The 24,214-nt window shown below is 69.3% G+C and carries 21 protein-coding genes; 6 read left to right on the forward strand and 15 right to left on the reverse strand.

Annotated features, from left to right (window positions below; translation table 11 throughout):
• Nucleotides 1-50 precede the first annotated feature (50 nt).
• Nucleotides 51-431: a hypothetical protein gene (locus C8N38_RS06770; protein ID WP_146176235.1), complete on the reverse strand. Its 381-nt coding sequence runs from the start codon at nucleotides 429-431 to the stop codon at nucleotides 51-53.
• Nucleotides 432-577: 146 nt separating this feature from the next.
• On the opposite strand from C8N38_RS06770, the gene C8N38_RS06775 reads away from it, so the two are divergent.
• Entirely contained in the window at nucleotides 578-1,228 is a 651-nt protein-coding gene (locus C8N38_RS06775; protein ID WP_108025191.1) for a carbonic anhydrase, read from the forward strand.
• Nucleotides 1,229-1,244: 16 nt separating this feature from the next.
• Here C8N38_RS06775 and C8N38_RS06780 read toward each other — a convergent pair whose 3' ends face one another.
• From C8N38_RS06780 to C8N38_RS06835, 12 genes are all read right to left on the reverse strand, one after another.
• Nucleotides 1,245-2,354, reverse strand: a complete 1,110-nt coding sequence (locus tag C8N38_RS06780) for a cytochrome-c peroxidase (RefSeq protein ID WP_108025193.1) — start codon at nucleotides 2,352-2,354, stop codon at nucleotides 1,245-1,247.
• Nucleotides 2,329-4,953 carry a TonB-dependent receptor gene (locus tag C8N38_RS06785; protein WP_108025195.1) on the reverse strand — a complete coding sequence of 875 codons (2,625 nt, stop codon included), beginning with the start codon at nucleotides 4,951-4,953 and terminating at the stop codon, nucleotides 2,329-2,331. Before C8N38_RS06785 ends, C8N38_RS06780 begins: the two co-directional genes overlap by 26 nt.
• A gap of 208 nt (nucleotides 4,954-5,161) precedes the next feature.
• The gene (locus tag C8N38_RS06790) at nucleotides 5,162-5,431 is read right to left on the reverse strand and encodes a FeoC-like transcriptional regulator (RefSeq protein WP_075784263.1); all 270 of its coding nucleotides are present in this window, start codon (nucleotides 5,429-5,431) and stop codon (nucleotides 5,162-5,164) included.
• 10 nt (nucleotides 5,432-5,441) lie between these two features.
• Nucleotides 5,442-7,760: a Fe(2+) transporter permease subunit FeoB gene (feoB, locus tag C8N38_RS06795; RefSeq protein ID WP_108025197.1), complete on the reverse strand. Its 2,319-nt coding sequence runs from the start codon at nucleotides 7,758-7,760 to the stop codon at nucleotides 5,442-5,444.
• Nucleotides 7,760-7,990, reverse strand: coding sequence for a FeoA family protein (locus C8N38_RS06800; protein ID WP_108025199.1), 231 nt, complete (start codon nucleotides 7,988-7,990; stop codon nucleotides 7,760-7,762). Before C8N38_RS06800 ends, feoB begins: the two co-directional genes overlap by 1 nt.
• A gap of 18 nt (nucleotides 7,991-8,008) precedes the next feature.
• Nucleotides 8,009-8,398: a FeoA family protein gene (locus C8N38_RS06805; protein ID WP_108025201.1), complete on the reverse strand. Its 390-nt coding sequence runs from the start codon at nucleotides 8,396-8,398 to the stop codon at nucleotides 8,009-8,011.
• Between the two features lie 332 nt (nucleotides 8,399-8,730).
• Nucleotides 8,731-9,777: a LacI family DNA-binding transcriptional regulator gene (locus C8N38_RS06810; protein ID WP_108025202.1), complete on the reverse strand. Its 1,047-nt coding sequence runs from the start codon at nucleotides 9,775-9,777 to the stop codon at nucleotides 8,731-8,733.
• A complete protein-coding gene (locus tag C8N38_RS06815) occupies nucleotides 9,767-10,381 on the reverse strand; it encodes a protein phosphatase (protein WP_108025204.1) in 615 nt (204 codons plus the stop codon). Before C8N38_RS06815 ends, C8N38_RS06810 begins: the two co-directional genes overlap by 11 nt.
• Nucleotides 10,382-10,384: 3 nt before the next feature.
• Complete coding sequence (locus C8N38_RS06820; protein ID WP_108025206.1) at nucleotides 10,385-11,410, reverse strand: MBL fold metallo-hydrolase; 1,026 nt, start codon at nucleotides 11,408-11,410, stop codon at nucleotides 10,385-10,387.
• Nucleotides 11,398-13,128 (reverse strand): ABC transporter permease, encoded by a 1,731-nt coding sequence (locus tag C8N38_RS06825; RefSeq protein WP_215731105.1) that lies wholly within the window; start codon nucleotides 13,126-13,128, stop codon nucleotides 11,398-11,400. Before C8N38_RS06825 ends, C8N38_RS06820 begins: the two co-directional genes overlap by 13 nt.
• Nucleotides 13,129-13,132: 4 nt before the next feature.
• Nucleotides 13,133-14,098 carry an ABC transporter substrate-binding protein gene (locus C8N38_RS06830; protein WP_108025210.1) on the reverse strand — a complete coding sequence of 322 codons (966 nt, stop codon included), beginning with the start codon at nucleotides 14,096-14,098 and terminating at the stop codon, nucleotides 13,133-13,135.
• A 2-nt stretch (nucleotides 14,099-14,100) separates the two neighbouring features.
• Entirely contained in the window at nucleotides 14,101-15,195 is a 1,095-nt protein-coding gene (locus tag C8N38_RS06835; RefSeq protein ID WP_108025212.1) for an ABC transporter ATP-binding protein, read from the reverse strand.
• A 228-nt stretch (nucleotides 15,196-15,423) separates the two neighbouring features.
• Here C8N38_RS06835 and C8N38_RS06840 point away from each other — a divergent pair, with 228 nt between their 5' ends.
• Genes C8N38_RS06840 through C8N38_RS06855 form a run of 5 tightly spaced genes read left to right on the forward strand, consistent with a single transcriptional unit; the run spans nucleotide 15,424 to nucleotide 22,778 of the window.
• Nucleotides 15,424-16,953, forward strand: a complete 1,530-nt coding sequence (locus C8N38_RS06840; protein ID WP_108025214.1) for a B12-binding domain-containing radical SAM protein — start codon at nucleotides 15,424-15,426, stop codon at nucleotides 16,951-16,953.
• Nucleotides 16,950-18,659, forward strand: a complete 1,710-nt coding sequence (locus C8N38_RS06845; RefSeq protein WP_158272316.1) for an AMP-binding protein — start codon at nucleotides 16,950-16,952, stop codon at nucleotides 18,657-18,659. Before C8N38_RS06840 ends, C8N38_RS06845 begins: the two co-directional genes overlap by 4 nt.
• Nucleotides 18,647-20,836, forward strand: coding sequence for a cytochrome P450 family protein (locus tag C8N38_RS21380; RefSeq protein ID WP_158272317.1), 2,190 nt, complete (start codon nucleotides 18,647-18,649; stop codon nucleotides 20,834-20,836). Before C8N38_RS06845 ends, C8N38_RS21380 begins: the two co-directional genes overlap by 13 nt.
• Nucleotides 20,833-21,096: an acyl carrier protein gene (locus C8N38_RS21385; protein WP_075784252.1), complete on the forward strand. Its 264-nt coding sequence runs from the start codon at nucleotides 20,833-20,835 to the stop codon at nucleotides 21,094-21,096. The genes C8N38_RS21380 and C8N38_RS21385 overlap by 4 nt, the downstream gene beginning before the upstream one ends.
• Nucleotides 21,093-22,778, forward strand: a complete 1,686-nt coding sequence (locus C8N38_RS06855) for a carbamoyltransferase family protein (RefSeq protein WP_108025220.1) — start codon at nucleotides 21,093-21,095, stop codon at nucleotides 22,776-22,778. Before C8N38_RS21385 ends, C8N38_RS06855 begins: the two co-directional genes overlap by 4 nt.
• Before the next feature lie 12 nt (nucleotides 22,779-22,790).
• Here the strand turns inward: C8N38_RS06855 and C8N38_RS06860 are convergent, their stop codons facing one another.
• On the reverse strand, nucleotides 22,791-23,483 hold the full coding sequence (locus tag C8N38_RS06860) for an FkbM family methyltransferase (RefSeq protein ID WP_108025222.1): 693 nt from the start codon (nucleotides 23,481-23,483) through the stop codon (nucleotides 22,791-22,793).
• A 35-nt stretch (nucleotides 23,484-23,518) separates the two neighbouring features.
• Entirely contained in the window at nucleotides 23,519-24,139 is a 621-nt protein-coding gene (locus tag C8N38_RS06865) for a class I SAM-dependent methyltransferase (RefSeq protein ID WP_158272318.1), read from the reverse strand.
• Nucleotides 24,140-24,214 lie beyond the last annotated feature (75 nt).

Raw genomic sequence — 24,214 nt, forward strand, 5'->3', positions numbered from 1 at the left:
GTCGGGATCAGACCCGACCCTAGCCTCTTCGGCGCGGCCCGCAAGCCGGTTCAGCCGGACCGGTGCTGAAGCTCTTCGGCCAGCCGGAACGACCGCACCGCGACCCGCTTGAGTCGCGCCAGGGTCGCCGCGACCGCGACCTGGTCGCCGGACTGCGACGCGCGCGACACGTTTCGCGCCGCCGACGACAGGCTGATCATGCCAAGCGAGTCGCCCAGCGCGCGAATCTGCGCGGTCAGTTCGACGCAATCGCCGGGTCGGATCTGGCTTGCCGCCAGATGCAACCCGTCGATCAGCGATTCCAGCCGATCGATCGACAGGACGATCAGATGAGACGCCCTTACCTCGCCCAAATCGACGAACATGTCAGCCAGGCGCTCGGAGTCCAGCCGCAATGGCTCGTCCTGGCGCATAGTTACGACGTTGGACACCTGAAGCACCCTCCGATCACCACACCTAACGTTCAACCTCGCCTTTCAGCGTCAAGAAACCGTTGCCGCGGGTGTTTGAAATGTCTCGAATTTCCGGCAATTGCGGCTTATGCACCCGCAGAGGAAATCGGGGAGAAGCCGCACAAATGATGAACGCACGCCCGCTGCCCAGCTATCTCGTCCAGCGCTATCACGGCTGGCGAGCCACCACCCATGCCGAAAACAAGGCCTGGTACCGCCGTCTCGCCGAAGAGGGCCAGCGCCCCCGCGCGATGATCATCTCCTGCTGCGACTCGCGCATCCACGTCACCTCGATCTTCGGCGCGGACGAGGGCGAGTTCTTCATTCACCGCAATATCGCGGGTCTGGTGCCGCCCTATGCGCCCGATGGCGACCATCACGGCACCTCGGCGGCGGTCGAATACGCGGTGACGGTGCTGAAGGTCGCCAACCTGCTGGTGGTCGGCCATTCCAATTGCGGCGGAGTCCGCGGCTGCCATGACATGTGCGCGGGGCTCGCGCCGCAGCTGGAGGAAAAGACCAGCTTCATCGGCCGCTGGATGGACCTTTTGCGCCCGAGCTACGAGCGCCAGGCCGGCATCGCCGACGAATCCGAACGGCTGCGCGCCATGGAGAAGGAGGCGGTGCTGGTCTCGATCGAGAACCTGATGACCTTCCCCTTCGTGCAGGCCGCCGTCGAGGCCGAGTCGCTGACCCTGCACGGGCTCTGGAACGACATCGGCGAGGGCGTGGTCGAATGCTACGACCCCGAGACCGGCAGGTTCATGCCGGTCTGAGGCCGGGCTTCGGGACTCAGATCGCCTCGAGGAAGGCGACCAGGGCCTCGACATCGTCGGGGCCCAGATCGAGCGGCCGCACCAATGGCGACGGCGTCGCGGCCCCGGTCTCGACCGGGCCGGGCGCCTCCGGAAGCCGCGCCGAGGCACCGCCGCCCCCCGCATAGAACCGGATCACCCCCGGCAGATGGGGGAAGATCCCGTTATGCATGTAGGGCGCGCTTTGCGCGACATGGCGCAGGCTCGGGGTGCGGAACCGCCCGGCATCCTCCGGCAGCCCGGTCACGGCAAAGCGCCCCAGATCCTCGCGCCCGCGGCCCAAGAAGGACAGCCCCAGATCGTGGAAGGCGCCGTCGCTGAGCAGCGGCCCGAAATGGCAGTTGGCACAGCGCGCCTTGGTGCGGAATAGATGGAGCCCCCGGATCTGAAGGTCGCCGAGCGCGCGACCGTCCCCCGCGAGAAACCGGTCGAGCCGGGTCGGCCGGTCCAGATGGGTCTGGAACGCCGCCAGTGCCGCCGCGATCCGGTCGAGCGTGACCGGCCCCGGCCCGAAGGCCGCCTCGAAAAGCGGCGGATAGGCCGGATCGGCCGCAACCCTCGGAGCGATGGCGCCCAGATCGGCATTGGCCATCTCGACCGGGTTGGCCATGGGTCCCAGCGCCTGCGCCTCCAGCGTCGCGGCCCGCCCGTCCCAGAACAGCGGCAGCCCGGCCCCGGCGGCGAACAGCGCGGGCGCGTTGCGGGGGCCTTCCTGCCGCCCATGCCCCAGCGAGCGCGGCAACCCGTCGCCCCAGCCCAGACGCCGGTTGTGACAACTGTCGCAGGCGATCTGCCCAGAGGCCGACAGCACCGGATCGGCGAAAAGCTTCTCGCCCAGCGCCCGGCGGGCCTCGGCCGCGCTGCCCGGCGCGGGCCGGGGCGGCAAGGGACGGGGCGCAAGCTCGACATAGGTCACGCCCGGGTCGATCTCGGGCGCGGGCCAGGTTTCGGGCGGCCCGGCATAGACCGCTCGCAGGTCCTCGGGCGCCAGCCGCAAAGGTGCCGTCATCGCCGCCAGCCCCAGCCCCGCCGCCGCGACCAGAAGCCCCAGCCGCAAGGCCTTACCAGCTGTAAGTCGTGCCGACATAGAAGCTCCGTCCGGGGATCCAGGGATTGCTGTCGGTGGCGGTGCCGCCGCCGGTATCGTCGAACAGGTTCGCGACTTTGACGTTCAGGTCGAGATCGCCTCCCCGAAGCTGGGCCAGCCGGACGCGCGCGGTGAGGAAGGCCGAAACCGCGGTGTCGAACTCGTAATCCTCGTAAACGTCGTGGGTGCGCGCGCCGTAGGTCGGGTGGCTGTGCGTCTCCCTTTCGTCGGTGTTGCGCACGCCGGTATAGGCGAAGGACACGTCGGCCCCGACCCCCAGCCCGAAGCGGCCGTTCTTCCAGTTCGATCCAAGCTCGACGGTCGCGCGGACCGGAATGTCGCGCCGCCCGGTCCTCTGATCGAATTCGTTCCGGGTATAGGACCGGCCGTCGTACCAGATGAATTCGTCGTCGCCGATATCGCCCTCGTCGCCGAAATAGGTGTCGTTCGACATGTCGCTGTCGGCCCAGACGCCCGAGAGGTAAAGCCCCACATCGTCCAGCGCCCCGCCGCCACGCCAGCGCTTTTCGTATTCCAGCGAGACCGACCGGTATTCGGTGGTGCCGTCATTGCTGAGCAGGTTGTTGGAGCCGGTGCTGTCCGCCGACCGGGCGAACTGGTCGCGCCCCTGCCGGTCGATCAGCTTCAGCCGCCAGGTGCCCCGGGTCCAGGCGTCGCGGTACATCACCGCCAGCGAGGTTTCGTCGACATAGGGCGTCTTCAGGCCGTCCTGCGTGTAGGAATAGGAGCCGAGGTCGAGAAACGGGGTCCAGGCGCCGACCTCGCCGGTGGTGGCATCGTGACTGCGCCGTTCGTTCGCGCCGCGCGGCAAGGCGTCGTGGATCGCATAGGAAATATATTCGCCGCTGAAGTAGCGGTTCGCCCCGGCCACGACCGCGAAATCCGGGCCGGGCGTCCAGCTGGCCGACAGCCGCGGGGCGATGTCGGTATTCTTCAGCACGTCGTTATAGGAAAACCGCAAGCCACCCCGCAGGCCGAAATCGCCAAAACTCCGGTCGTATTCCAGATAGGCCTCGGCCAGGGTGGCGTCGGTCGAGATGTCATAGGCGTCCTGGACGATGCGTGCGCGCAGATACTGGTCGTCGATACAGGCCGGATCGCCTGCGGGGCAGGTGAAGCTGCCGAACGGGTCGCTGGCGTCGAGATAGGTGCTCGACGTGTAAGAGGTAAAGCCGTCGCCGCTTTGCCGGGCATCGACCCTTTCGACATAGGCACCAAACTTGAAGCGGCCGCCTCCCAGATCGGCCTCCAGCTCGGCCTCGATCCGGTTGCGCGTGTCGGAATAGCTTTTGCTGCCATAACCGCCGCGGCGGCACGCATGGTAATCCTCGGCAGCGCTGGGCGTGTCGGGCGTGTCGCACCAGGCGTCGAACGCATCGGTGTGGTAGGATTGGCCCCGAAGCGTGCTGAAATAGGACCCGAACCAGGACAGGAACGTGTTCTGATCGGTGCTGTTGCTAGCCTCGTTGTCCTGATGCACGGCGCCCAGTGTCAGCTTGACGTTCGACAGGCTGGCCGGGCCCAGATCGAAACCGCCCAGCTGCCGGGTGTAGCTCGCATCGAGCGACAGGTTCCGGGTTTCGACGTCGAGGTGATAATCTTGGGTCCAGGGCGAATCCCAGCCCTGGCTGTAATCGGTCAGGTAGCCGTTCAGCTCGAGTTGGTCGCCGTTCTCGAACTCATGCGCAAGGCTCAGCCGCCAGAAATCGCTGCGGCTGTCGTCATCGGCCGTCAGCGGGCGGTATTGCGGCTCTTTCGCCTTGGTGGCCTCGGCCATGCGGCGCCCAAAGCCGAAGATCACGGCCGTGTTCTCGCCAAGGGGCTGGTTGAACTCGGCCGAGACCTCCCGCTTGGAAAAGTCGGGCTTCGGCACGCGGTCGGGGTTGTCGCCGTCTTCGGTGCCCAGCCGGTAATGCACCAGCGCATCGTTCTGGAAGCTCAAGGAGACCTTGCCAGAAGCCCGCGCGGCATCCGGCTGGGTCAGGGTATAGTCGACCACGCCGCCCTCGAAACCGCCATATTCGGCCGAGATGTTGGAATCGCGGACCTCGATGCTGTCGACCATCGCCGAGGGCACGAACTGGGTCTGGGAATGCAGCCCGTAAAAGCTGTAGGTCCCCGGATTGCCGGTCTGGCGGCTGAGATCCTCGCTGGTATGCGGATGGGTGTTGCCGGTCGCCGACCCGATCCCGGTGCCGTTCAGCCGGATCGCGTTGCCGCTGACCCGGCCGCCCGAGATCGAGAATTCCAGCGGCTTCAGGTCGAGGATGTCGTCGACATTGACGCCCGAATCGAACGGCGTGTCGCGGTACTGCACGTTGGGCAGGCTGGTCAGCGCGGTATTGGCGTCGCCCGAACCGTCGCTGCGGATCTGGACCGCATCGGCACCCAGGGCGGTCGTGCCGCTGTCATCCGCATCGCCCGTGGCGATCTCGGTGCCGGTCTCGTCGGTCTCGGCCAGCGTCACCGGATCGAGGGCAAAGGCTTGCTGGGCCAGGACGCTGTCCGGTGGCACGGCGGCCAGCGTCAGAATCGTGGCGCCGACCCGCAACGCGGGCCGGTTTGTCTCTTTGGTCATCGTTACATTCCCCCAAAGCCCGTCTGTCACGGACCCCTCTTGCTGTCGTCGAGGCTGGCGGAACGCTGGCGGAATGGGCCGCGCCTATCGAAGCGGCGGCCCACACAAGGTCGTTACAATTCCCCATAAAAACAGTCAACTAAAGGTGCGGCCCCCGCGAGAGGGACCGCACGTCACTTGGCTGGACTGGTCTGGAAAAGAGCCGGGGTCAGTGCAGCGGGCGGCGCTGGCGCCCGACCCACTGATAGACGGCGTCGTTCATCCCGGCGAGCGGCGCGCAGCTTTTCGCGCAACCGCAGCAACCCTTGCCGCAACCGCCTTCGGGCGTTTCGGTCAGGCAGCGCAGCATGCCCTTCTGCACCAGCACGTCGACCATGCCCCGGATCGCCTCGGGATCGGTGTCGAAGCGGTTGGCGAGCTGCTGGAGCGAAACCTGACCGGCCTCGGCGCAATAGGCGCGGATATCGGAAAGAACCATCGCCCCGCCCTCACGCCGCCCGCGCCGCGGCGCCGCCCGGACCCCGCGGGGTCGAGGCGATCCGCATCGTCACCAGCACCGCCACGAAGATCGCGAGGATGCCGACGATCCAGGCCGAGGCCTCGGCCGGATGGGTAGCCAGCCGGCTCGACTGGTAGGTGATGACGCCCGTGCCATAGGCCAGACCGGTGGTCCAGCCGACCGCGAACAGGGTCCATTTGGTGCCGGTCTCGCGCCAGATCGCGCTGGTTGCGGCCACGCAGGGCGCATAAAGCAGGATCACCAGCAGGTAGGCCATGGCTGCGGCGGTGCCGTCGAACCGTTCGGCCATCGCGCCGAAGATGCCCGAGGACACGCCCTGTTCCTCGGCAGCGAGCGCCTGATCGTCGACATCGCCGATGTTCAGGCCCAGCGGGTCCGCGAGGCTTCCGGCCGCATCGGCGATATTGGCAGGGATCGAGGCCAGCGCCTCGCCGATCCCGGCCATCACGCTGAATGGTTCGTCCTCGGCGCCCGCGTCTTCGGCCATCTGGCCGTAAAGCGCGTTCAGCGTGCCGACCACGGCCTCCTTGGCGAAGATCCCGGTGAACAGACCGACCGTGGCGGGCCAGTTTTCCTCATGGATGCCCATGGGCTCGACCACCGGGGTGATCGCCTTGCCGATCGAGGACAGCACGGACTGGTCGCTGTCCTCGTTGCCAAAGCTGCCATCCGTCCCCAGCGAATTGAGGAAGCCCAGCACCACGACGACCGCGACGATCATCTTGCCCGCCTTGAACAGGAACGCCTTGAGCCGATCCCAACTGGTGCGCAGCACCGATTTCAGGGTCGGGATGTGATAGGGCGGCAGTTCCATGATCAGCGGCGAGGTCGTGCCGCGCAGCAACGTGTTCTTCAGCACCAGCCCGGTCAGGATCGCGGCGAGGATGCCGATGACATACAGCAGGAACACGATGTTCTGCCCGCCCACCGGGAAGAAGGCCGCCGCGAACAGCGCATAGACCGGCAGCCGCGCGCCGCAGGACATGAAGGGCGCCATCATCACCGTCATCAGGCGGTCGCGCCGGTTGTCGAGCGTGCGTGTTGCCATCACCGCAGGCACGGTGCAGCCAAAGCCCAGGATCATCGGAATGAAGGACTTGCCCGGCAGGCCGATGGCCCGCATCGAGCGGTCCATCACGAAGGCAGCCCGCGCCATGTAGCCCGAATCCTCGAGGAAGGTCAGGAACAGGAAGAGGAACCCGATCACCGGAATGAAGGTCGCGACGGTCTGGATCCCGGCGCCGACCCCGCCCGGCAGGACCGCGATCAGCCAGTCGGGCGCGCCGATGGTCGCCATGACCTCGGAGGGCCAGTCGACCAGCAGCGTGCCCGCCAGAATGTCGAAGAAGTCGATGAACGCGCTCGCGAAATTGATCGCGAAGAGGAACATCACATACATGATCAAGAGGAAGATCGGGATGCCCAGCACCCGGTTCAGCACCACGCCGTCGATCCGGTCCGACAGGCTGCGAGAAATCCGGCTGGTGCGGCGGACCCCGCTGCGCGCCAGCCCGTTGGCAAAGCCATAGCGGGAATCGGCCAGCAGGATGTCGATATCCTCGTCCAGCAGGTCCTCGACCTTCAGCCGGGCCTCTTCGGCCTCGGCCGCCAGCGCGGGCGGCACCATCGCCAGAGCGGCGGCATCGCCGTCCAGCAGCTTGACCGCCAGCCAGCGCGCATCGACACCCTTGTCGGCCGCAGCCTGCGCGGTCGCGGGAACAAGCTCGGCCAAGGCCTCCTCGACCGCGGGCGGATGGGTGACCGTGGCTTTCGGCGGCTCGGGGGCTGCGGCAGCCGCGACGATGGCATCCTTCAGCGCCTCGACGCCCTTCTTCCGGGCCGCGACCAGCGGGATCACCGGACAGCCCAGCCGCTTGGCCAGCGCTTCGGGGTCGATCCTCAGGCCGTTTTCCTCGGCCATGTCCATCATGTTCAGCGCGATGATCATCGGCACCCGCATCTCGACCAGCTGGGCGGTCAGATAGAGGTTCCGTTCCAGGTTCGAGGCATCGACGATGTTGATGACCAGATCGGGCTCGCCCGACAGGATATAGTCGCGGGCGATGGATTCATCGAGCCCGGTATCCGAGATGCTGCCCAGCGAATAGGTGCCTGGCAGGTCGACCACGGTGACATCGGCGCCCTTGTGCGAGAAGGCGCCTTCCTTGCGGTCGACGGTGACACCCGCCCAGTTGCCGACGCGCTGGCGCGACCCGGTCAGGGCATTGAACAGCGTGGTCTTGCCGCAGTTCGGGTTGCCCGCAGTGGCGATGGTAAAGGATTTCATCAGTCAACGGCCTCCAGCGTGAGCAGCGCGAATTCGTCCCTGCGCAGCGACAGAGCGAAGCCGCGGACGCGGATCTCGATCGGATCGCCCATCGGGGCCACCCGGGTCACGGTCAGTTCGGTGCCGGGGGTCAGGCCCATGGTCAGCAGCCGCTCGCGCCCCGCCCGGTCGCCCCGCGCGAAGCTTTTGACGCGAACCGTCGTACCCATCTTCGGCAGTGTGTTTTCCATTCGCCCGTGTCTTTCGTTTTAGTGGTCGTCATTGGCCGGTTCGACCAGGATCTTCCCGGCAAGGCCCTGCCCCAGCGCCAGACGCGTCTCGCCCACCCCGATCAGCATCGGGCAGCCGCCGCCCCGCTGCAGGATGCGCACCCGCGCGCCTACCGTCAGGCCAAGATCGATCAGCCGGTGATGCACGCCGCGCCCGGGGCGCAGCGCCACGACGCGCAGCCAGACGCCCTCGTCGGCCAGCGCCAGCGGACAGGCATTCGGCCCCAGGACGCAATCGGCGGCCCGGGCCTCCGGCGAGGTGCAGGGCTGCCCGGTCGCGTGGCAGCATTCGCCCGTCCCGAGACCGTCATGCCCATGCCGGTGCCGATGCCCGCCGCGATGCCGATGCTCATGCCCGTGTCCGTTCATCAGTCCCTCGTCCGCCAGACCGGGTGCCTCGGAAGATTGCAGGTCGCCGGAGTCCCGGTCGTCAAAAGCGTCTTGATCGTGTATGGCTGGCGACATGTCCTGAGACCTTTCCTGAGGCAAGCGGCATAGCCGAGTATTATCGTCGGGAATTCCGCGGTTCCAGTTTCGTTTCGTTGATCTGAATCAAGAGACACGGATTCTTGAGGGAATTTCTCAAGAAAACAGGGCAAAACCGGGAAACCCCGTGGCGGAATGCCGCAAAATCGGAAGGCTGGAAAGCCTGAAAAGACGGCGTTTTGCAGAGACAGGCCAGTTGATGCCGGTCGCGTGGCTCAGGTGGGCGCAGGGCCCCGGGCCGGGGCCACCGACCCGCGCTCGACCAGATCGACCGCGATGGCCCGGTGCGAGACAGCCGCATCCGCCGGGCTTAGAATCGCCTCGAGCGTCGCCGCAGTCAGCGCCCGAAGCGACTGGCGCACCGTGGTCAGCCGATGCGAGGACCAGCCTGAGATCGGCGCGTCGTCGAACCCGATCACCGACAGGCGTTCCGGCACCGCCAGCCCCAGCTCGTGCCGCGCCGTGTTCATCGCGCCCAGTGCGATTTCGTCGGTGACGCCGAAGATCCCGTCGATCCGGGCCGGATCGCCTTCCGCCAGAAGGCTCCGCGCCGCCGCGACGCCGGTCTCGTAGCTGTTGGGGCCCTGCGTCCAGCGCCGGACCGTCAGGCCCGCGCGCGCGGCCTCGGCGCAAAAGGCATCGGCCCGCGCCAGCTTGGCGCTGGTGCGCGACTCCGACAGCACCACCGCCAGCTGACGGCAGCCCGCCGCGATCAGCCGCCGCGCGGCCAGCCGCCCGCCGCCCGCCGCATCCGAGTCGATCACATCGGCCAGCGCCCCGGCGGCCGGTGCGGGCCGGTTGATCAGCACCATCCGCACCCCGTTCGCCGCACAGAGTCGCACCAGCTCGTCGGGCGCCGCGCCCGACAGCAACACCACAGTGCGCACCCGGTATTCCAGCAACCGCTCGACCGCGCGGCCGAGGTCGGGCGCCTCGGCGCCGGGGCGCGGATCGGGGCGGAGATTGACCAGAAGCGTCTGCAGCCCCTCGGCCTGAAGTGCTGCGGACAGCGCGTCGAACTGCGCCGAGATATAGGGATTGCCCAGATTGGCGCCGATGATGCCGACCAGATCGGACCGGTCGCGATGCAGCGTCCGCGCCAGCCGGTTGACGCGGTAGCCCAGCGCCTCGGCCGCCTCCAGAACCCGCGCGCGGGTTTCCGGCGCGACGCTTGCCCCCGGTGTGAAGGCGCGCGACACCGCCGAGCGCGAGACGCCCGCGCGCCGCGCCACATCGGCCGCTGTGACGAATCTAGGCTCCATGCGCGCGCCCTGCCAGATCGCGCGCGATCACCTCGCGCGCCAGATCCAGCATCGGCGGCAAGGGATGCGTCGTGTCGAGCCCCCGCAGCCGCCGCAGATGCGCCAGCGCCGCGTCGAGGTCCGGGAACGCCTGCGGATGGCAAAGCGTCAGCCAGACCGCCAGCACCGTGACCGACCGTGACCGCCCGCCCCGGCAATGCACCAGAAGATGGCCCGGACGGTGGGGCGGATAATGCGGCTTGCCCGGACCATAGGCCCCCATCAGACCCCTGACCGTCACGACTGCGGCGGCCAGCAGATGCGGGTCGTTGCCGGGGCCGTCGATCAGCCCGATCTGATAGCGCCGCACCTGCGTGCCGTCGCCCAGGGCCAGCGGCCCGGGACAGAGGTTGAGCCCCAGATTGAGCGTCTCGGTGATACCCGCCGCCGTCAGCGCCGCCGCATCCTCGGCCCCTGCCAGATTGCCCAGAAAGACCCGCTTGCCGGGCTGCGCCGAGGCAGAAGCGACCGGGCCGAGCACGTCGATCAGCAGCGGCCGGGCGTCCTCGCGGGCCTCTGCGGCGGGCACATCCTTCGGGATAGCGTGACGGCCGGGGGCATCCATGTCTCAGATCTCCGTTTCGGGATGGGTCCAGAGCCGCGCGCCCAGCCCCTCTGCCAGACGCGGGGCGGTTGCGATGTCAAGAAAGGCGGGCAGAACCCGGCGCGCGCGGGTCGTTCGCACCAGCGCCAGAAGGTCGGGCAGGGTCGGATGCACGTTCCAGGGCAGCCAGACCGCCTGACCCGCGTCCAGCATGCGCCGCGCGGGCGTGCCTTCGGGCACATGGCTGGAAAAGACGAAACGGAACCCCTCACGCGCCAGAAGCTCGGCCGCCAGCCCGCGTTCGGCATTCGAGCTGACGCAGACGATGGCCCGGTCGGGACGGGCGGTTTCGGCATCGACGATCTCGGGCGGGGTGCCGGTGGCCGCGGCCACTTCGCGCCCGATCGCGGCATCGGTGGCCACGCCAAGCCCGGCCCCGGCCAGGGCCGCCACCATGTCGGCCCCGCGCCCCGCCGCCGGGCAGCACAGCACAGCACCCGCCTCGGCCGCTTGCGCCATGGCGGCGATCTGATCGCCAAGCCTGCCCTCGCGGTCGCCATAAGAGGCGTCAAGCACCAGCGTCGCGGCCTCAGGCAGCGGATCGACCGGCAGGCGCGGCGCCTCTGGGCAGATATCGCCGGTATAGATCAGCCCGCCCGCGGGCGTGGCCAGATGCAGCCAGATCCCGCCCGGCGCATGGCCCGTGCGTCCCAGGGTCAGCTCAAGCCCCAAGAGGTCGACGCGGCCCTGTTCGGGCAGCACCCGCGCCCGGCCGGGCCGCAGCCGTTCGGGCAGAAAGCCCAGTGTGCGCGCGGTCGCCAGAACCGGCGGGTCGCCGACCTCGTCTAGCCGGTCGAGCGCGCCCGCATGGTCCTCATGGGCATGGCTGAGCACGACCGCATCGACCCGGCCGATGCCGGTCAGGTCGGGATGATCGCCCGGTTCCAGCCCGTCGCCCAGATCGAACAGGACCCGCCGCCCGGCGATCTCGATCAGGAAGATCGCGGCGCTTTTCCGGCCGAGCCCGCTGATCGCGGTCAGTCGCGCCATGGCAGCACCCCCTCTGGCAGGCGGCTGCCGAAGGCAAGGCTTGCCAGCATCAGCCCCAGCACGACCGCCACCATCAGGCAGCCCACCGCGGCGGCCAGCGTCGAGGACCCGGCCTCGTCGAGAAAGATGATGGTGGGCCCGATGGTCTGCGCCCGCGACGACACCAGCAGGACCGAGGTCTGGATTTCGTTGATCGCCGACATGAAGACCAGGATCGCCGAGGCCGCGGCGGCGGGCGCCAGCGACGGCAGCACGATGTCCCTGAGCCGCGCGATCAGCCCCGCCCCCGCGACCTGTCCCGCCTCGTCCAGCGCCCGGTCGATCTGGGCATAACCGCCAAGGTTCGGCCGCAGCGCCAGCGCCAGGTAGTTCGCCAGATAGGCCGCAAGGATCACCCAGACGGTGCCGTAAAGGCTGGTGCCGATCAGCGGCATCGGGCGCAGGAAGAACAGGATCATCGCCACGCCGATGATGATGCCGGGCAAGGCATAGGCCAGTTCCGAGGCCAGTTGCAGAAGGCGCGCCACCGGCCCGCTGCGCCAGCTCAGCACATAGCCCAGCGCGACCGAGACCGGCACCAGAACCGCGACCGCCAGAGCCGTCAGCCAGAGGCTGGTCAGGAACGCCTTGCGGATGCCCTCATGGTGAAACAGCGCATTGGCGAAATTCTCAAAGGTGATCGTGTCGGGCCCCAGCGGCTGGCCGTAGCCGCGCACCAGCGCCGTGCCCAGCAAGGCCGACAGCGGCAGCAGCAGGCAGGCCACGAGATAACCCCAGGCCAGCAGCCCGACCGGTCCGTGCCAGCGCCCCAGCGGCAGGCGCAGCCGCCGCGCGGCCCCTTCGACGCGCTGGTCGCCCCGGCGGCCCAGCCAGCCGGTCAGCCCCATGCCGACCACCGTCAGCCCGGCCAGCATCAGCGCCATCAGCGCCATGTCATTCAGCGCCGAGGGACCGTAGGCGTTGAGGCGGCGATAGATCAGGGTGATCAGCGTCGGCACCCGGGCCGGGATACCCAGCATCGCCTGGATCCCGAAATTCCCGATCGACGAGACGAAGGCCAGCGCGGCCCCGGCAAAGACCGCCCCGCGCACCAGCGGCAAAACGATGTCCCGGCTGAGCGCCAGAGGCCCGGCCCCGGCCGCCTGCGCCGCCTCGACCAGATCGGCGGGCAACCGGCGCAGTCCGGCACGCACCGACAGGAAGACCAGCGGCGCGTTGCAGAACCCCAGCAGCAGAACGATGCCCCAGGCGGAATACAGCGGATGCCGCATCCCCGGCGGCAGCGACAGGCCCAAGGGCCCCAACAGGGGGCTGGTCGGCGAAAACGCCTGTACCCAGGCCAGCGCGGTCACCTGCGGCGGGATCATCAGCGGCAGCACGAAGCAGAAGACCCAGAGCGTGCGCCCGCGCAGGTCGGTCAGCCCCGCCAGCAGGGCCGCCAGCGTCCCCATCACCGTGGCCAGCGCCGTCGCGGCACAGGAAATCCAGATGGTGTTGACCGTCGCCTCGGCGACCCGGCGGCCGCCCAGTACCTCGGCGATCCGGGCGGCATCGAACGTGCCTCCCGGGAACAGCGCCGCCTGCACCAGCCGCGCCAGCGGCAGGATCGACAGCGCCCCCACGAACAGGACGAGCCCGGCCAGCACCAGCCACTCCCCCGGCACCCGGGGCAGGAGCGCCCGTCGCGGGCGCGCCCCGGTCTCGACCGAAAGGCTCACGCGGTCAAAGCCCGAAGATCTCGGCGAATTTCGCGCGGACCGCCGCGTCGGTCCGGACCGCCTCGTCGGCATTCAGCGGCAAAAGCGTCATCGAGGCGAGATCGGGGAACCCCTTGGGCCCCGCGACGCCCGGCAGGATCGGCAGGTTGCCCTGTTTCGCCACCAGTTCTTGGCCCTCTTCGGACAGCAGGAAATCGACGAAGGTCTTCGCGGCCTCGGGCTGGTCGGTGGTCGACAGGATCGCCACCGGTTCGGTGATGACCGAGACGCCATCCTTCGGCACGATATAGTCGATGGGCGAGCCGTCGGCCTTGGCGCGCAGCGCGTTCGCATCGACCAGGATCGCGTATTTCGCCATCCCCGAGGCCACCGCCTTGGTCGCCGGGCCGTTGCCGCCCTCGGGAACGATGTCCAGATCGTTGAGGCCCTCGTAGAAGGCCCAGCCAATCCCGGGGGCGTCGATCAGCGTGTGCAGATGGCAAAGTGCGGCCCCCGAATACAGCGGGCTCGGCACCGCGATCTGGCCGCGGTTTTCCTCTTTCAGCAGATCGGCCCAGGTCTCGACCGGCTCGGCGATCTCGGTGTTCCAGGCGATGCCGGTGGTGATCGCCTTGGTGCCGAAGAAGGTCATGTCGGGGTCGTACATGGTCGCGTCATAGGCCGCGACCGGAGCATCGGTGTAGGGCAGCAGGTGACCGCCCGCCTTCAGTTCGCCCAGGTTGATGACATCGGCCACCAGCAGCACGTCGGGCTGGACCTGACCGGCCTCGATTTCCGCGCGCAGCACGTTCATCAGCGCCGAGGTGCCGTTGCGGGTCCATTCGACCTTGATGTCGGGATGCGCGGCCTCGAAGGCATCGACGGTTTCCTGCGCCTGTTCGGGCGCCTGGCTGGTGTAAAGCGTGATCGTGGTTTCGGCCGAGGCGGCGGTCGCCATCAGACCGGCGGTGGCAAGGGCAAGAAGACGCATCGTTACAGTCCTTGAGTGGGGAGGGAGGAGAGAGAGGGATCGGGAAGCACCCAGCCGTCGGTCAGCGCGACGGTCACGCGCTGGCCCCGCTCGATCCGGGCGGGGGCGGCGACGTTGAGGCACAGCGAGACGCCGCCATCGGGCCCCGCCGCCAGTTCGGCGCGCAGGTGATGGCCGCGAAAGGTGGCGCGGGTGACGGTGGCGGGGACGCCCTCGCCCTCGGTCAGACGCAGATCTCCGGGATGAAGCGCGATCCGGGCGCGCGGCCGGGGCCGTTCGCCGGGATCGCAGCGCAGACGCACCGGCGCGCCCAGCAGCCGCGCCTCGGCCCGGCCATCGCCCAGGGGCGCAAGGTCGGTCACCTCGACCACCCGGCCGTCGCCGATGAAGCCCGCGACCATGGCGCAGGCCGGTTCGCGAAACAGCCGCTCGGGCGGGGCGAATTGCACGATCCGGCCCGCCTCCATCACCGCGACGCGGTCGGCCAGCGCCAGCGCCTCGGCCTGATCGTGGGTGACATAGACCATCGTCGCGCCGGAGCGGCGGTGGAAATCGGCGAATTCAGCTTCCAGCGTGTCGCGCAGATGCACGTCGAGATTGGCCAGCGGCTCGTCCAGCAGCACGACGCGGGCCTCCATCGCCAGACAGCGCGCCAGCGCGACCCGCTGACGTTGCCCGCCCGACAGATCGGCGGGCCGCCGCGCGGCCATCTCGCCCAGTCCGACCGTTTCCAGCACCGCCCGGGTGCGCGCCTCGCGCGGGGCCCGGCCCATGCCGCCGACCTTCAGCCCATAGGACACGTTGCCCGCCACGCTCATATGCGGCCAGAGCGCATAGGTCTGGAACACCACGCCGACGCCCCGGCCTTCGGGCGGCAGATGCACACCCGGCCCCGAAACCAGCCGCCCGCCCATCCGGATGCTGCCCGCATCCGGCCGCTCGAATCCGGCCAGCAGCCGCAGCAACGTCGTCTTGCCGCAGCCCGAGGGACCGAGGATCGCCACGAATTCGCCCGCCCCGACCGCCAGGGACACCCCGCCCAGAACTTCGGTCCGGCCGAAGGACTTGCCGAGGTTCTGGATGTCGATGGCACTCATCACGGGCTCCGGACGCGGGATTGCACAGCATTGCAACCACGCGCCCTTCCTGCCGCCCGAATGAAACGGTTTTGTGTATCCGCCCTGACAGACCGATGAAATCTGCCCGGATCGGCCGCCGCGCCTGCAACCGCGCGTTGCGAATTGCAGTTTGCGAACGCCTTCGCGCCCCATTAAGATCGCACTCGAATACCGGGCACAAAACGTGCCGGGCTGAAGGAAACAGCCTTGCGGATCTACCTGATCGCCCCCGCCCCGGACGATGCGTCCGACACCACTGCCGAGATCAGCATGGCTGGCGTCAAGACGCCCTACACGCTGTCGGCCGCTGCCGGGATCGTGTCGGTGGCAGCCCTCCTGCCGCAGGAGGCCCGGATCCGGCTGTGCGACGAGGTCGTGCAGGAGGTCGATCTGGAGGCCGAGGCCGATCTGGTGGGGCTGTCGATCAATGTCTCGCAGGTCGCGCGCGGGCTCGAACTGGCCGCCGCCTTCCGCCGCCGCGGCATTCCGGTGGTGCTGGGCGGAGCGCATGTGTCGCTGGCGCCCGAGCTTTTCCGCGGCAAGGCAGATGCCATCGTGATCGGCGAGTTCGAGACCGCCGCGCCGCGCTTTGCCGCCGATCTGAAGGCGGGCGGATTGCAGCCCGAATACCGCTGCGGCCAGGCCGACATGGCCGACACGCCGCTGCCGCGCTGGGATCTTTACCCCAATGACCGGGCGATTTCGGGCGTGGTGCAGACCTCGCGCGGCTGCCCGTTCGATTGCACCTTCTGCGACGTCATCCAGTATGTCGGCCGCAAGCAGCGTCACAAGCCGCCCGAACGCGTGCTGGCCGAGCTGCGGCAGCTTTACGATCTGGGCTATCGCGAAATCTCGCTGAGCGACGACAATTTCACCGTCTACCGCCAGCGGACCCGCGCGCTTCTTGAGGCGCTGATCGCCTGGAACGGGACCGACGGGCGCGACCCGGTGCGGTTCTCGACCCAGATCTCGATCGACGCGGCGCGCGATCCGGACCTTCTCGCGATGTGCAACCGGGCCGGGCTGCGCCAGGTCTTCGTCGGGATCGAGACCGGCAACCCCGAATCGCTGGCCGAGGCCAACAAGCGGCAGAACCTCAGGATCGACCTCGGCGACGCCTGCCGGACGGTGGTCGGGGCGGGCCTGACGATCCGGGCCGGGCTGATCGTCGGCTTCGACCATGACGGGCTCGACTGTTTCGAGCGGCAGTTCGCCTTTGCCCAGAGCCTGCCCATCGTGGGCTTCAATGTCAGCGCGCTGGTCGCGCCCTACGCCACGCCGCTTTATGCCGAGATGAAACGCGCGGGCCGGATCGTCGATGAAGACACCCACCGGCTGGCGGCAGGCACCCGGATGACCAACCTGATCCCCGCCCGGATGACCCGCGAACAGCTGACCGAGGGGCGCGACTGGCTGAAGGCCGCGCTGCTGGCCCCCGACGCCGCGATGGCGCGGTTCGAAAACTATGCCCGCACGCTTGGCAGCCCCTGCCAGGACATGAGCCGGTCCGCCTGGGCTAAGGCCTCGGCGCGCCGCCATCCGCTGCACGAGCTGGTGCCGCTGATGATGAAGGACAAGGGCGCGCGCCGGGTGATCGAGGGCGTGCGCGACCTGATCGCCGCGCGCCCCGAGATCGGCTATGACCTGACCTCGATCCTGACCCTGCACCTGTCGGAATGCGCCCGCGCGGCGGGGCACCGGCCGAGGATCGGCCGGCAACTCGAGGCCGTTCCATGACCGGCGCCGCCGGAAATTCCCCCGAAACCGGTCTGGCCCGGGCGCTGGTCCGGACCTTTGCCGACCGCCCCGGGCGCGAACGGATCGTGATCCGGTCCCGGCAGGGCGCGCGCGATGTCTTCACCGGGGACCGGCTTGCCGCCGAGGCCGGGGCGGTCGCCGCCGCGCTCAGGGGCTGGCTGGGGCCGGGGGCGCACAGTCTGGTGCTGGCGCTGCCCGCCGGGGCCGAGTTCGTCGTGACCCTTCTGGGCGGGCTTCTGGCCGGCGTGACCCTGGTGCCCGTGCCCGTGCCGCGCCCGGGCAGCCATTCCGACCGCTTCCGCCATATCGCCGCCGACAGCAGGGCCGCCGCCGTGCTATGCCCGCCCGCCCATGCCGAGGCGGTCGCGGCCGCGCTGGCGCTGGACGGGACGCCGCCCTGCCCGGTCGCGACCCTGCCGCTCGACCCCGCCCGGCTGCCCGACCCGGTGCGGCCCGCCGCCGCGCCGGATCTGCCGGTGGCGGTGATCCAGTATACCTCGGGCTCAACCCGGCTGCCGCGCGGGGTGCGGGTGACCCCGGACAACATCCTGGCCAATGCCGCGCTGGTCGCCCGCTGCTGGGGCATGGACGAGCAGGCCCGGTTCGTGAACTGGCTGCCGCACTATCACGACATGGGGCTGATGGGGGGCATCCTCTATCCGCTGCTCTGTGGCGGGTTCTCGGCGCAGATGTCGCCTCTGGACTTCATCCGCCGCCCCGCCCTGTGGCTCGAGGCCATCGCAGCCGAGCGCGCCGGTTTCAGCGGCGGACCGGCCTTCGCCTTCGCCGACTGCCTGCGCCGGATCTCGCCCGACGCCGCCGCCGCGCTGGACCTGACCTGCTGGCGCCGCGCCTTCATCGGGGCCGAGCCCGTGCCCGCCGGGCTGCCCGCGGCCTTCCACGCCCATTTCGCCGCCGCCGGGCTGGCCCACGAGGCGGTCTTTGCCTGCTACGGCATGGCCGAGATGACCCTCTTCGCGGCCGGGCTGCCGGGCGCCGACCGCCCGCCGCCCGCGCCCCCCGCCGCGCGGGCCGTGGCGCCCTGCCGCCTGACGCCCGAACTTGGCGCGGGCCTCGCCATCGTCGACCCCATCGCCCGGACCCGCCGCCCGGAGGGTGCCGAGGGCGAAATCTGGCTGCGCGGCCCGTCCCTGGGCGCGGGCTATCTGGGCCTGCCCGGCGACACCGCCGAAACCTTCGGCGCGGCGCTGGACGACCCGTCCGACGGCTCGGGCTGGCTCCGCACCGGCGATCTGGGCGTGATCGCGGAGGATGCGCTTTATGTGACCGGGCGGATCAAGGATGTGGTCTTCTGCAATGGCCGCACCCTCGCAGCACCGGAAATCGAGTGGCTGGCCTGCGGCAGCTCGGACGTCCTGAACCCGATGGCCGCCGCGGTCTTCATGCCCGACCCGGCCCGGGGCGGGCAGGCGGTGCTGCTTGCCGAACTGCGCCTCGGCGAGACCCCGCCCGACCCCGACACGCTGCGCCAGACGATCCGGCGGGCCGTGACCGGGGAATGGGGGCTCGATCTGGTCGAGATCCTGTTCCTGCCGCGCGGACGGCTGCCACGCACCAGCAGCGGCAAGATCCGCCGCCGCGCCGCGGCCGAGCTGTGGCGGGACGGCGCCTGGCCCCCCGAGACTGTCCCATCCGTGAAGGAAATGCCCGAATGCCCGTCGTGAACAGTTCTGCCTGGGACACCCCCGACCGGTTCGTGACCGACCCCGATGACGTCGCCGCGCTGTTGCGCGACCCGCGCTTTACCGTGGGCCAGCTGGCCACCCATCTGGACCAGATCGCGGCACGCGGCGGGCCGCGCTTTCCGCATCTGACCGAGATGGCGCGCCACGCCTTCGCCTTCCAGACGGGCGAGGCCCATCTGGCAGCGCGCCGCGCCACCGCCGCCTTCTTCGCGGCCCCCGCCCTGACCGCCTGGGCACCGGTCGCCGACCGCGCCTTCGCTAGTGCCCTCGACCGGCTGGAGGCCGCCGAGGCGCCCGACGTCATGCGCGACTATTGCGAGGCGGCGTTTCTCGACTTCGTCCGCGCCTTCGCCGGGTGTCCGGGCGGCGACGACGAGCGGGTGCTGGAGCTGATCCGGCTGGCCAACAACACCACCCAGCCGATGCTGTCGCTGAAGACGCTGGGCCGGATCGACGCCGCGCTGGGCGAATTGCTGGGCTATCTTTCGACCGATCCGATGCCGGGGGTCGACCCTTCTCTCGAAGGCTTCCCCGCCTTTCTTGCACGCCGCAAGGACCGGCTGTCCGATCCCGCGGCCGCGCCCTATATCGCGCTGTCCGCGCTGGTCGGCAGCCACACCGTCGCCCAGTCGCTGGCGCTGGCGCTGTACGGCCTGCTGCTGGGCGATGCCGAGCACTGGCGCGCCGCGGCCGAACCGGGCTGGACCGACACCGCGCTCGACCGGGTGATGTCGCTGTACCCCTCGACGCTGACCCTGGTCAGGATGGCCGAGGACGAGGTCAACCTCGGCGGCTGTCCGTTCCACAAGGGCGAGGCTGCGGTGATGGACGTGGTCGCAGCCAATGCCGAACTGCGCCGCCGGGTCCCCGACGGATCGGCCCATCTGTCCTTCGGCGCGGGGCCGCATAAATGCCCCGGCGCGCCGCTTTCGCAGCTTTTCCTCGGCCGGGCGATCCCGGCGCTGGCGCGGCGCTTCCCGCAGCTTGCGCTGCATCGGGACGGCGTGCGGTTCCACGTGACGCCGCTGGTGCAGTATCCCGTGGCACTGCCGGTGACGCGTGACGCGCAGTCGCGGCGGCTGACCGGGCGGATGGTCGAGATCCGCGATCTGGACGAGGCCCGCGCCATCGTCAACGACGACGAGACCTGGTCGCCGCCCCGGATGGAGCCCTATCTGACCGCCCTGGCAGACCGCAGCGGCCGCGACTTCGGGCCGGCCCGACTGGTGGCCCGGAACGCGATGTTCTTCATGTCGGGCGAACGCCATGCCGCGATCCGCCGCGCGGTGGCCGACAGCCTCGGCGGCAACCGGCTGGCGCGCTGGCAACCGCTGATCGAGGCCGAGACCCAGGCCGCGCTGGCCCGGCTGGCCGCGGCCCCCGAACCCGACCTGATCGCCGATTATGCCGATCCGATCTTTCGCGGCATCGCCGGGCCGGTCCTTGGCATTGCCCCGGCCGATCCCGAACGGTTCGACGTGCTCGCGCCGATCCTGCAGGACGTGCTGGAACCCTGGCTGCCGATCCGCGAACTCGACCGGCTGCAGGCGGTGATCGCCGAGATCCTCGACGGGCTGCGCCCGCCCGCGACCGACGGCCTGCCCGGCACGCCGCTCTTGACCCGGCTGATGGACGAGGACCTGCCCGACACCGACGAGACCGACATCAAGGCGCTGGTGCTGGTGATGTATGGCGCAAGTTTCAACATGGCCCATACGCTGGGCAACATCCTGCACCATCTGCTGACCCTGCCGCCCGAAGACCGCAAGGGCGCCGCCGATCCGGCCTGGATCGATGCCGAGCTTGAACGCCTGATCTCGCTCTGCGCCTCGCCCAAATACATCTATCGCATGGCCCGCGGCCCGGCCCGGATCGGCGAGATCGAAATCCGGCCGGACGAGACGCTGCGGCTGCAACTGCTGTCGATCGACCGGGGCGTCGGCACCGGCAATCTGGCCTTCGGCCACGGGCTGCACCGCTGCGTTGGCGCGGCGCTGTCCAAGCGGATGCTGCGGACCGCCCTGCCCGCGCTTTTCGCGCGCTTTCCGGGGCTTGCGCTCAAGCCCCAGCGCCATCGCTATTTCGAGATGACCCAGACCGTGGCACTGGCAACGCTGCCTTGCCGGCTGGGCTCCACAGGAAAGGACCGACCGTGACCAGAACCCTGACGCCCCCCGCCCCGGAAGTCGTCGACTTCCTGACCGCCGGCATCGCCCGCTTTACCAAGCAGGACCCGGCCGCGATCCGCCCGGATTCGGTGCTGGTCGATCTGGGGCTGCAATCCATCGACGCGGTGCTTCTGTCGGGCGAGGTCGAGGATCATTTCCAGATCGAGCTCGATCCCGCCACGATCTTCTCGCACGAAACGGTCGGCAGTTTCGCCTCGGACATCACCAAGCGCCTCGGGGCGCGATGACGACCTGGTATCTGGGCCTCTCGACCTCGGGCCACGATCCGGCGCTGGCGCTTGTCGACGAGACCGGGCGCGTGGTCTTCGCCGAGGCGACCGAGCGCTTCTTGCAGGACAAGCGCGCCTGGGGCGTGGTACCCGACCATGTGCCGCATCTGGCGGCGGCGCTGGCGGCCGTGGGCGCCGCGCCGGGCGACCGGATCGTTCCCGCCACCAGCTGGGCCTCGGTCAAGGCCGATCTGGGGCTCAAGGTGCATGACGCGCTGCTGCCCGCCTCGGACACGATCTGGATGCAGGGATTGCAGGCGCAGATGCAGCAAAACGCGGGTGCCTCGCTTCTGCGGCTGGGCCTTGCCCGCGAGCGGCCCGAGCCCATGCGGTTCGATCATCACCTCTGCCATGCCGTCGCCGCCTGCCATTTCGCACCGGTCGCGGACGCCGTCTGTCTGGTGATCGACGGCGAGGGCGATGTCGGTGCGGTGTCGCATTTCCGGCTGACCGACCGGCGGCTGTCACGCGGCTGGCGGTCCTGGGGGCCGGGCAGCCTGGGCACTTTCTATGGCTGGCTCACCGGGCTGTGCGGCTTCGACTGGCGCGAGGGCGAAGAGTGGAAGGTGATGGGCCTTGCCGCCTGCGGCCGCGCCGATCCGGCGCTGGTCGAGACCCTGACCGGACTGCTGTCGGCCGATCGCGGGCGGTTGCGCTTTGCCGACGACGCCGCCATCGCGGCAATCCGCGCCGCGGTCGAGCCGCTGGCCCGCCGCCCGGACGCGCCGGTGACCGACGCGGCCGATCTGGCGGCAGCCGGGCAGGCTGCCTATGCGCGTCTGGCCGATCAGGTGCTTGAGGCCATCGCCGAAGACGGCCCGACGCTGATCCTGTCGGGCGGCTGCGCGCTGAACTCGTCCTACAACGGCACCATCGCGGGCCGGACCGGGTTCGAGAGGGTTTTCGTGCCGCCCTGCCCGGCCGATGACGGCAATGCCATCGGCGCGGCCCTTCTGGCCTGGATGGCCGATACCGGGGCCGAGCGCATCGCCTTCGGCGGCGGCACGCCCTTCCTCGGATCGGCGCCCCGTGCGAAGACGCTGGAGGCCGCCCGCCGCGCCGCCGCCGCGGGCCACGCGGTGACCGATGTCGCCGGGCGGTCCGCCGAGGTAGTGGCCGGGCTCCTGGCACAGGGCCGCATCCTGGGCGTAATGCGCGGCCGGGCCGAATTCGGGCCGCGCGCGCTGGGCAACCGATCCATCCTGGCCGATCCGAGGCCCGCGGGCATGAAGGACGCGATCAATGCGCGGGTGAAGGGGCGCGAGCCCTACCGGCCCTTCGCCCCGGTTCTGGCCGAGGCCGATCTGGCCGACTGGTTCGACCGCCCGCAACCCTCGCCCTACATGTCGATGACGCTGCCCTGGCGGGCCGGGGTCCGCGACCGGGTGCCCGCTGTCGTCCATGACGACGGCACCGGGCGGGTGCAGACGGTCGGCCCCGACAGCGCGCCGTGGATGGCCGATCTGGTCGCGGCCTTCGGGCGCGAGACCGGCGTGCCGGTGGTGCTGAACACCAGCTTCAACATCATGGGCAAGCCGATCCTGCATTCGGTCGAGGATGCACTGGGGATGCTGGCGACGACCGGGCTCGACGCGGTGCTGATCGAGGATGTCCTGATCGAGAAGCCCGCGCACCCCTGAGCGGGGGCCCCCTCAGTGCCGCACCGCCACGATCAATCCGTCGGGCTGGTGCGCGGGCGCCGGGTCGCTGTGCACCACCTGCCAGTGCTGACCCATGAGTGCGCAGCACTCGGCGAAGAGATCGTCGCCATGGGTGCCGACGATCCAGCGCCGCACCCTCTCGGCCTGCCCGGCCTCGACGATCCGGCGCAACAGCGCCAGTTCGGCGCCCTGCACGTCGAGCTTGGCCAGATCGACCGGCCGGGCCTCGGCCGCGATCAGCGCCGCGATGTCGTGGGCCGCAACCCGCAAGCCCCCTTCGTCCGCCACATGGGACGAGAAATCGGCCGCCTCGAAGCAGACGTCGCCCTCGGCGACATGGGCGGCCGCCTCGATCAGCCGCACCCGGTCGGGCGCGATGCCGTTCAGCGCCAGATTCTCGCGGATCGCGGCGACATGCTCGGGCAGCGGCTCGAAGGCCACCGCCTCGGCGCCGGGCCGCTCATGCAGCAACAGCAATGTGTAATATCCGATGCCGCAGCCGATATCGTAGACCAGCGGATCGGCGGCCGGGATCTCGCCCAGAAGCGTCAGGAACCAGTGTTCCTCGACCGGCTCGTGCAGATTGCCCGCATTCGCCTTGACGTAGCGGTTGACCTGATGATCGAGCACATGGTGCCGGTGGACCCGCACGCCATTGCCGAAGCGGTAGATGTCGTCCTGCATGCGGATCTTCCTCGCGGTTCGGGCCCGGTCCGGGGTCAGAGCGGCGGCAGCGAAAACGTCACGACCTCGGAATGCGGCCAGTGAAAGGCGTTGTAGATCGTGACGTTCTCTGCCCCCACTGCGTCGAGGAAAGTCTCGTCGAAGCTGTGCAGATGTGCCGGGATCCGGGTTTCGGGATTTTCCCGGAACGGGGTCGAGATCACCACATGCTCGCGCGCCAGACGGCGCAGCTGCGTCAGGAAGGGTTCGGGTTCGGGCACATGCTCGATGCAATGCGAACAGATGACGATGTCCCATTGCCGGTCGTCGATCTCGAAGATGTCGGCGACGAGGTATTCCATCTCGGGGCGCAGGACATGCGAGATCCTGGCCATCGCCGGATCGATGTCGAGCGCGGTCACCGTGCATTTCAGCCGCGCATAGCTCGCGGGGTTCAGCACCGTCGCAAGAAAGGCGCTGCCCGACCCGGTCCGCGCGCCGACATCGAGCACCGTCTTGGTGTGGTAGCGGGCGGGGTAAAGCCTTTCCAGAAGCGGTAGCAGCTCGGCCATGAAGGCGATGCTCTGCGGGTTCTGCTTCTTGCTGTAGAAGTCGTAATCGATGCCGGCTTCCGCAAACAGCCGCTCGAGCTCGGTTCTTTCAAGGGTCTCTTCCATGTCGGTCATTTCCTTTCCAATGTCGGCCGGGCGCCACATCCGGGACGGGGCATGCGGCCAGGCCCGTGATCTGGA

The organism is Rhodovulum kholense, from assembly GCF_003053725.1.
GTDB classification, from domain to species: Bacteria; Pseudomonadota; Alphaproteobacteria; order Rhodobacterales; family Rhodobacteraceae; genus Rhodovulum; species Rhodovulum kholense.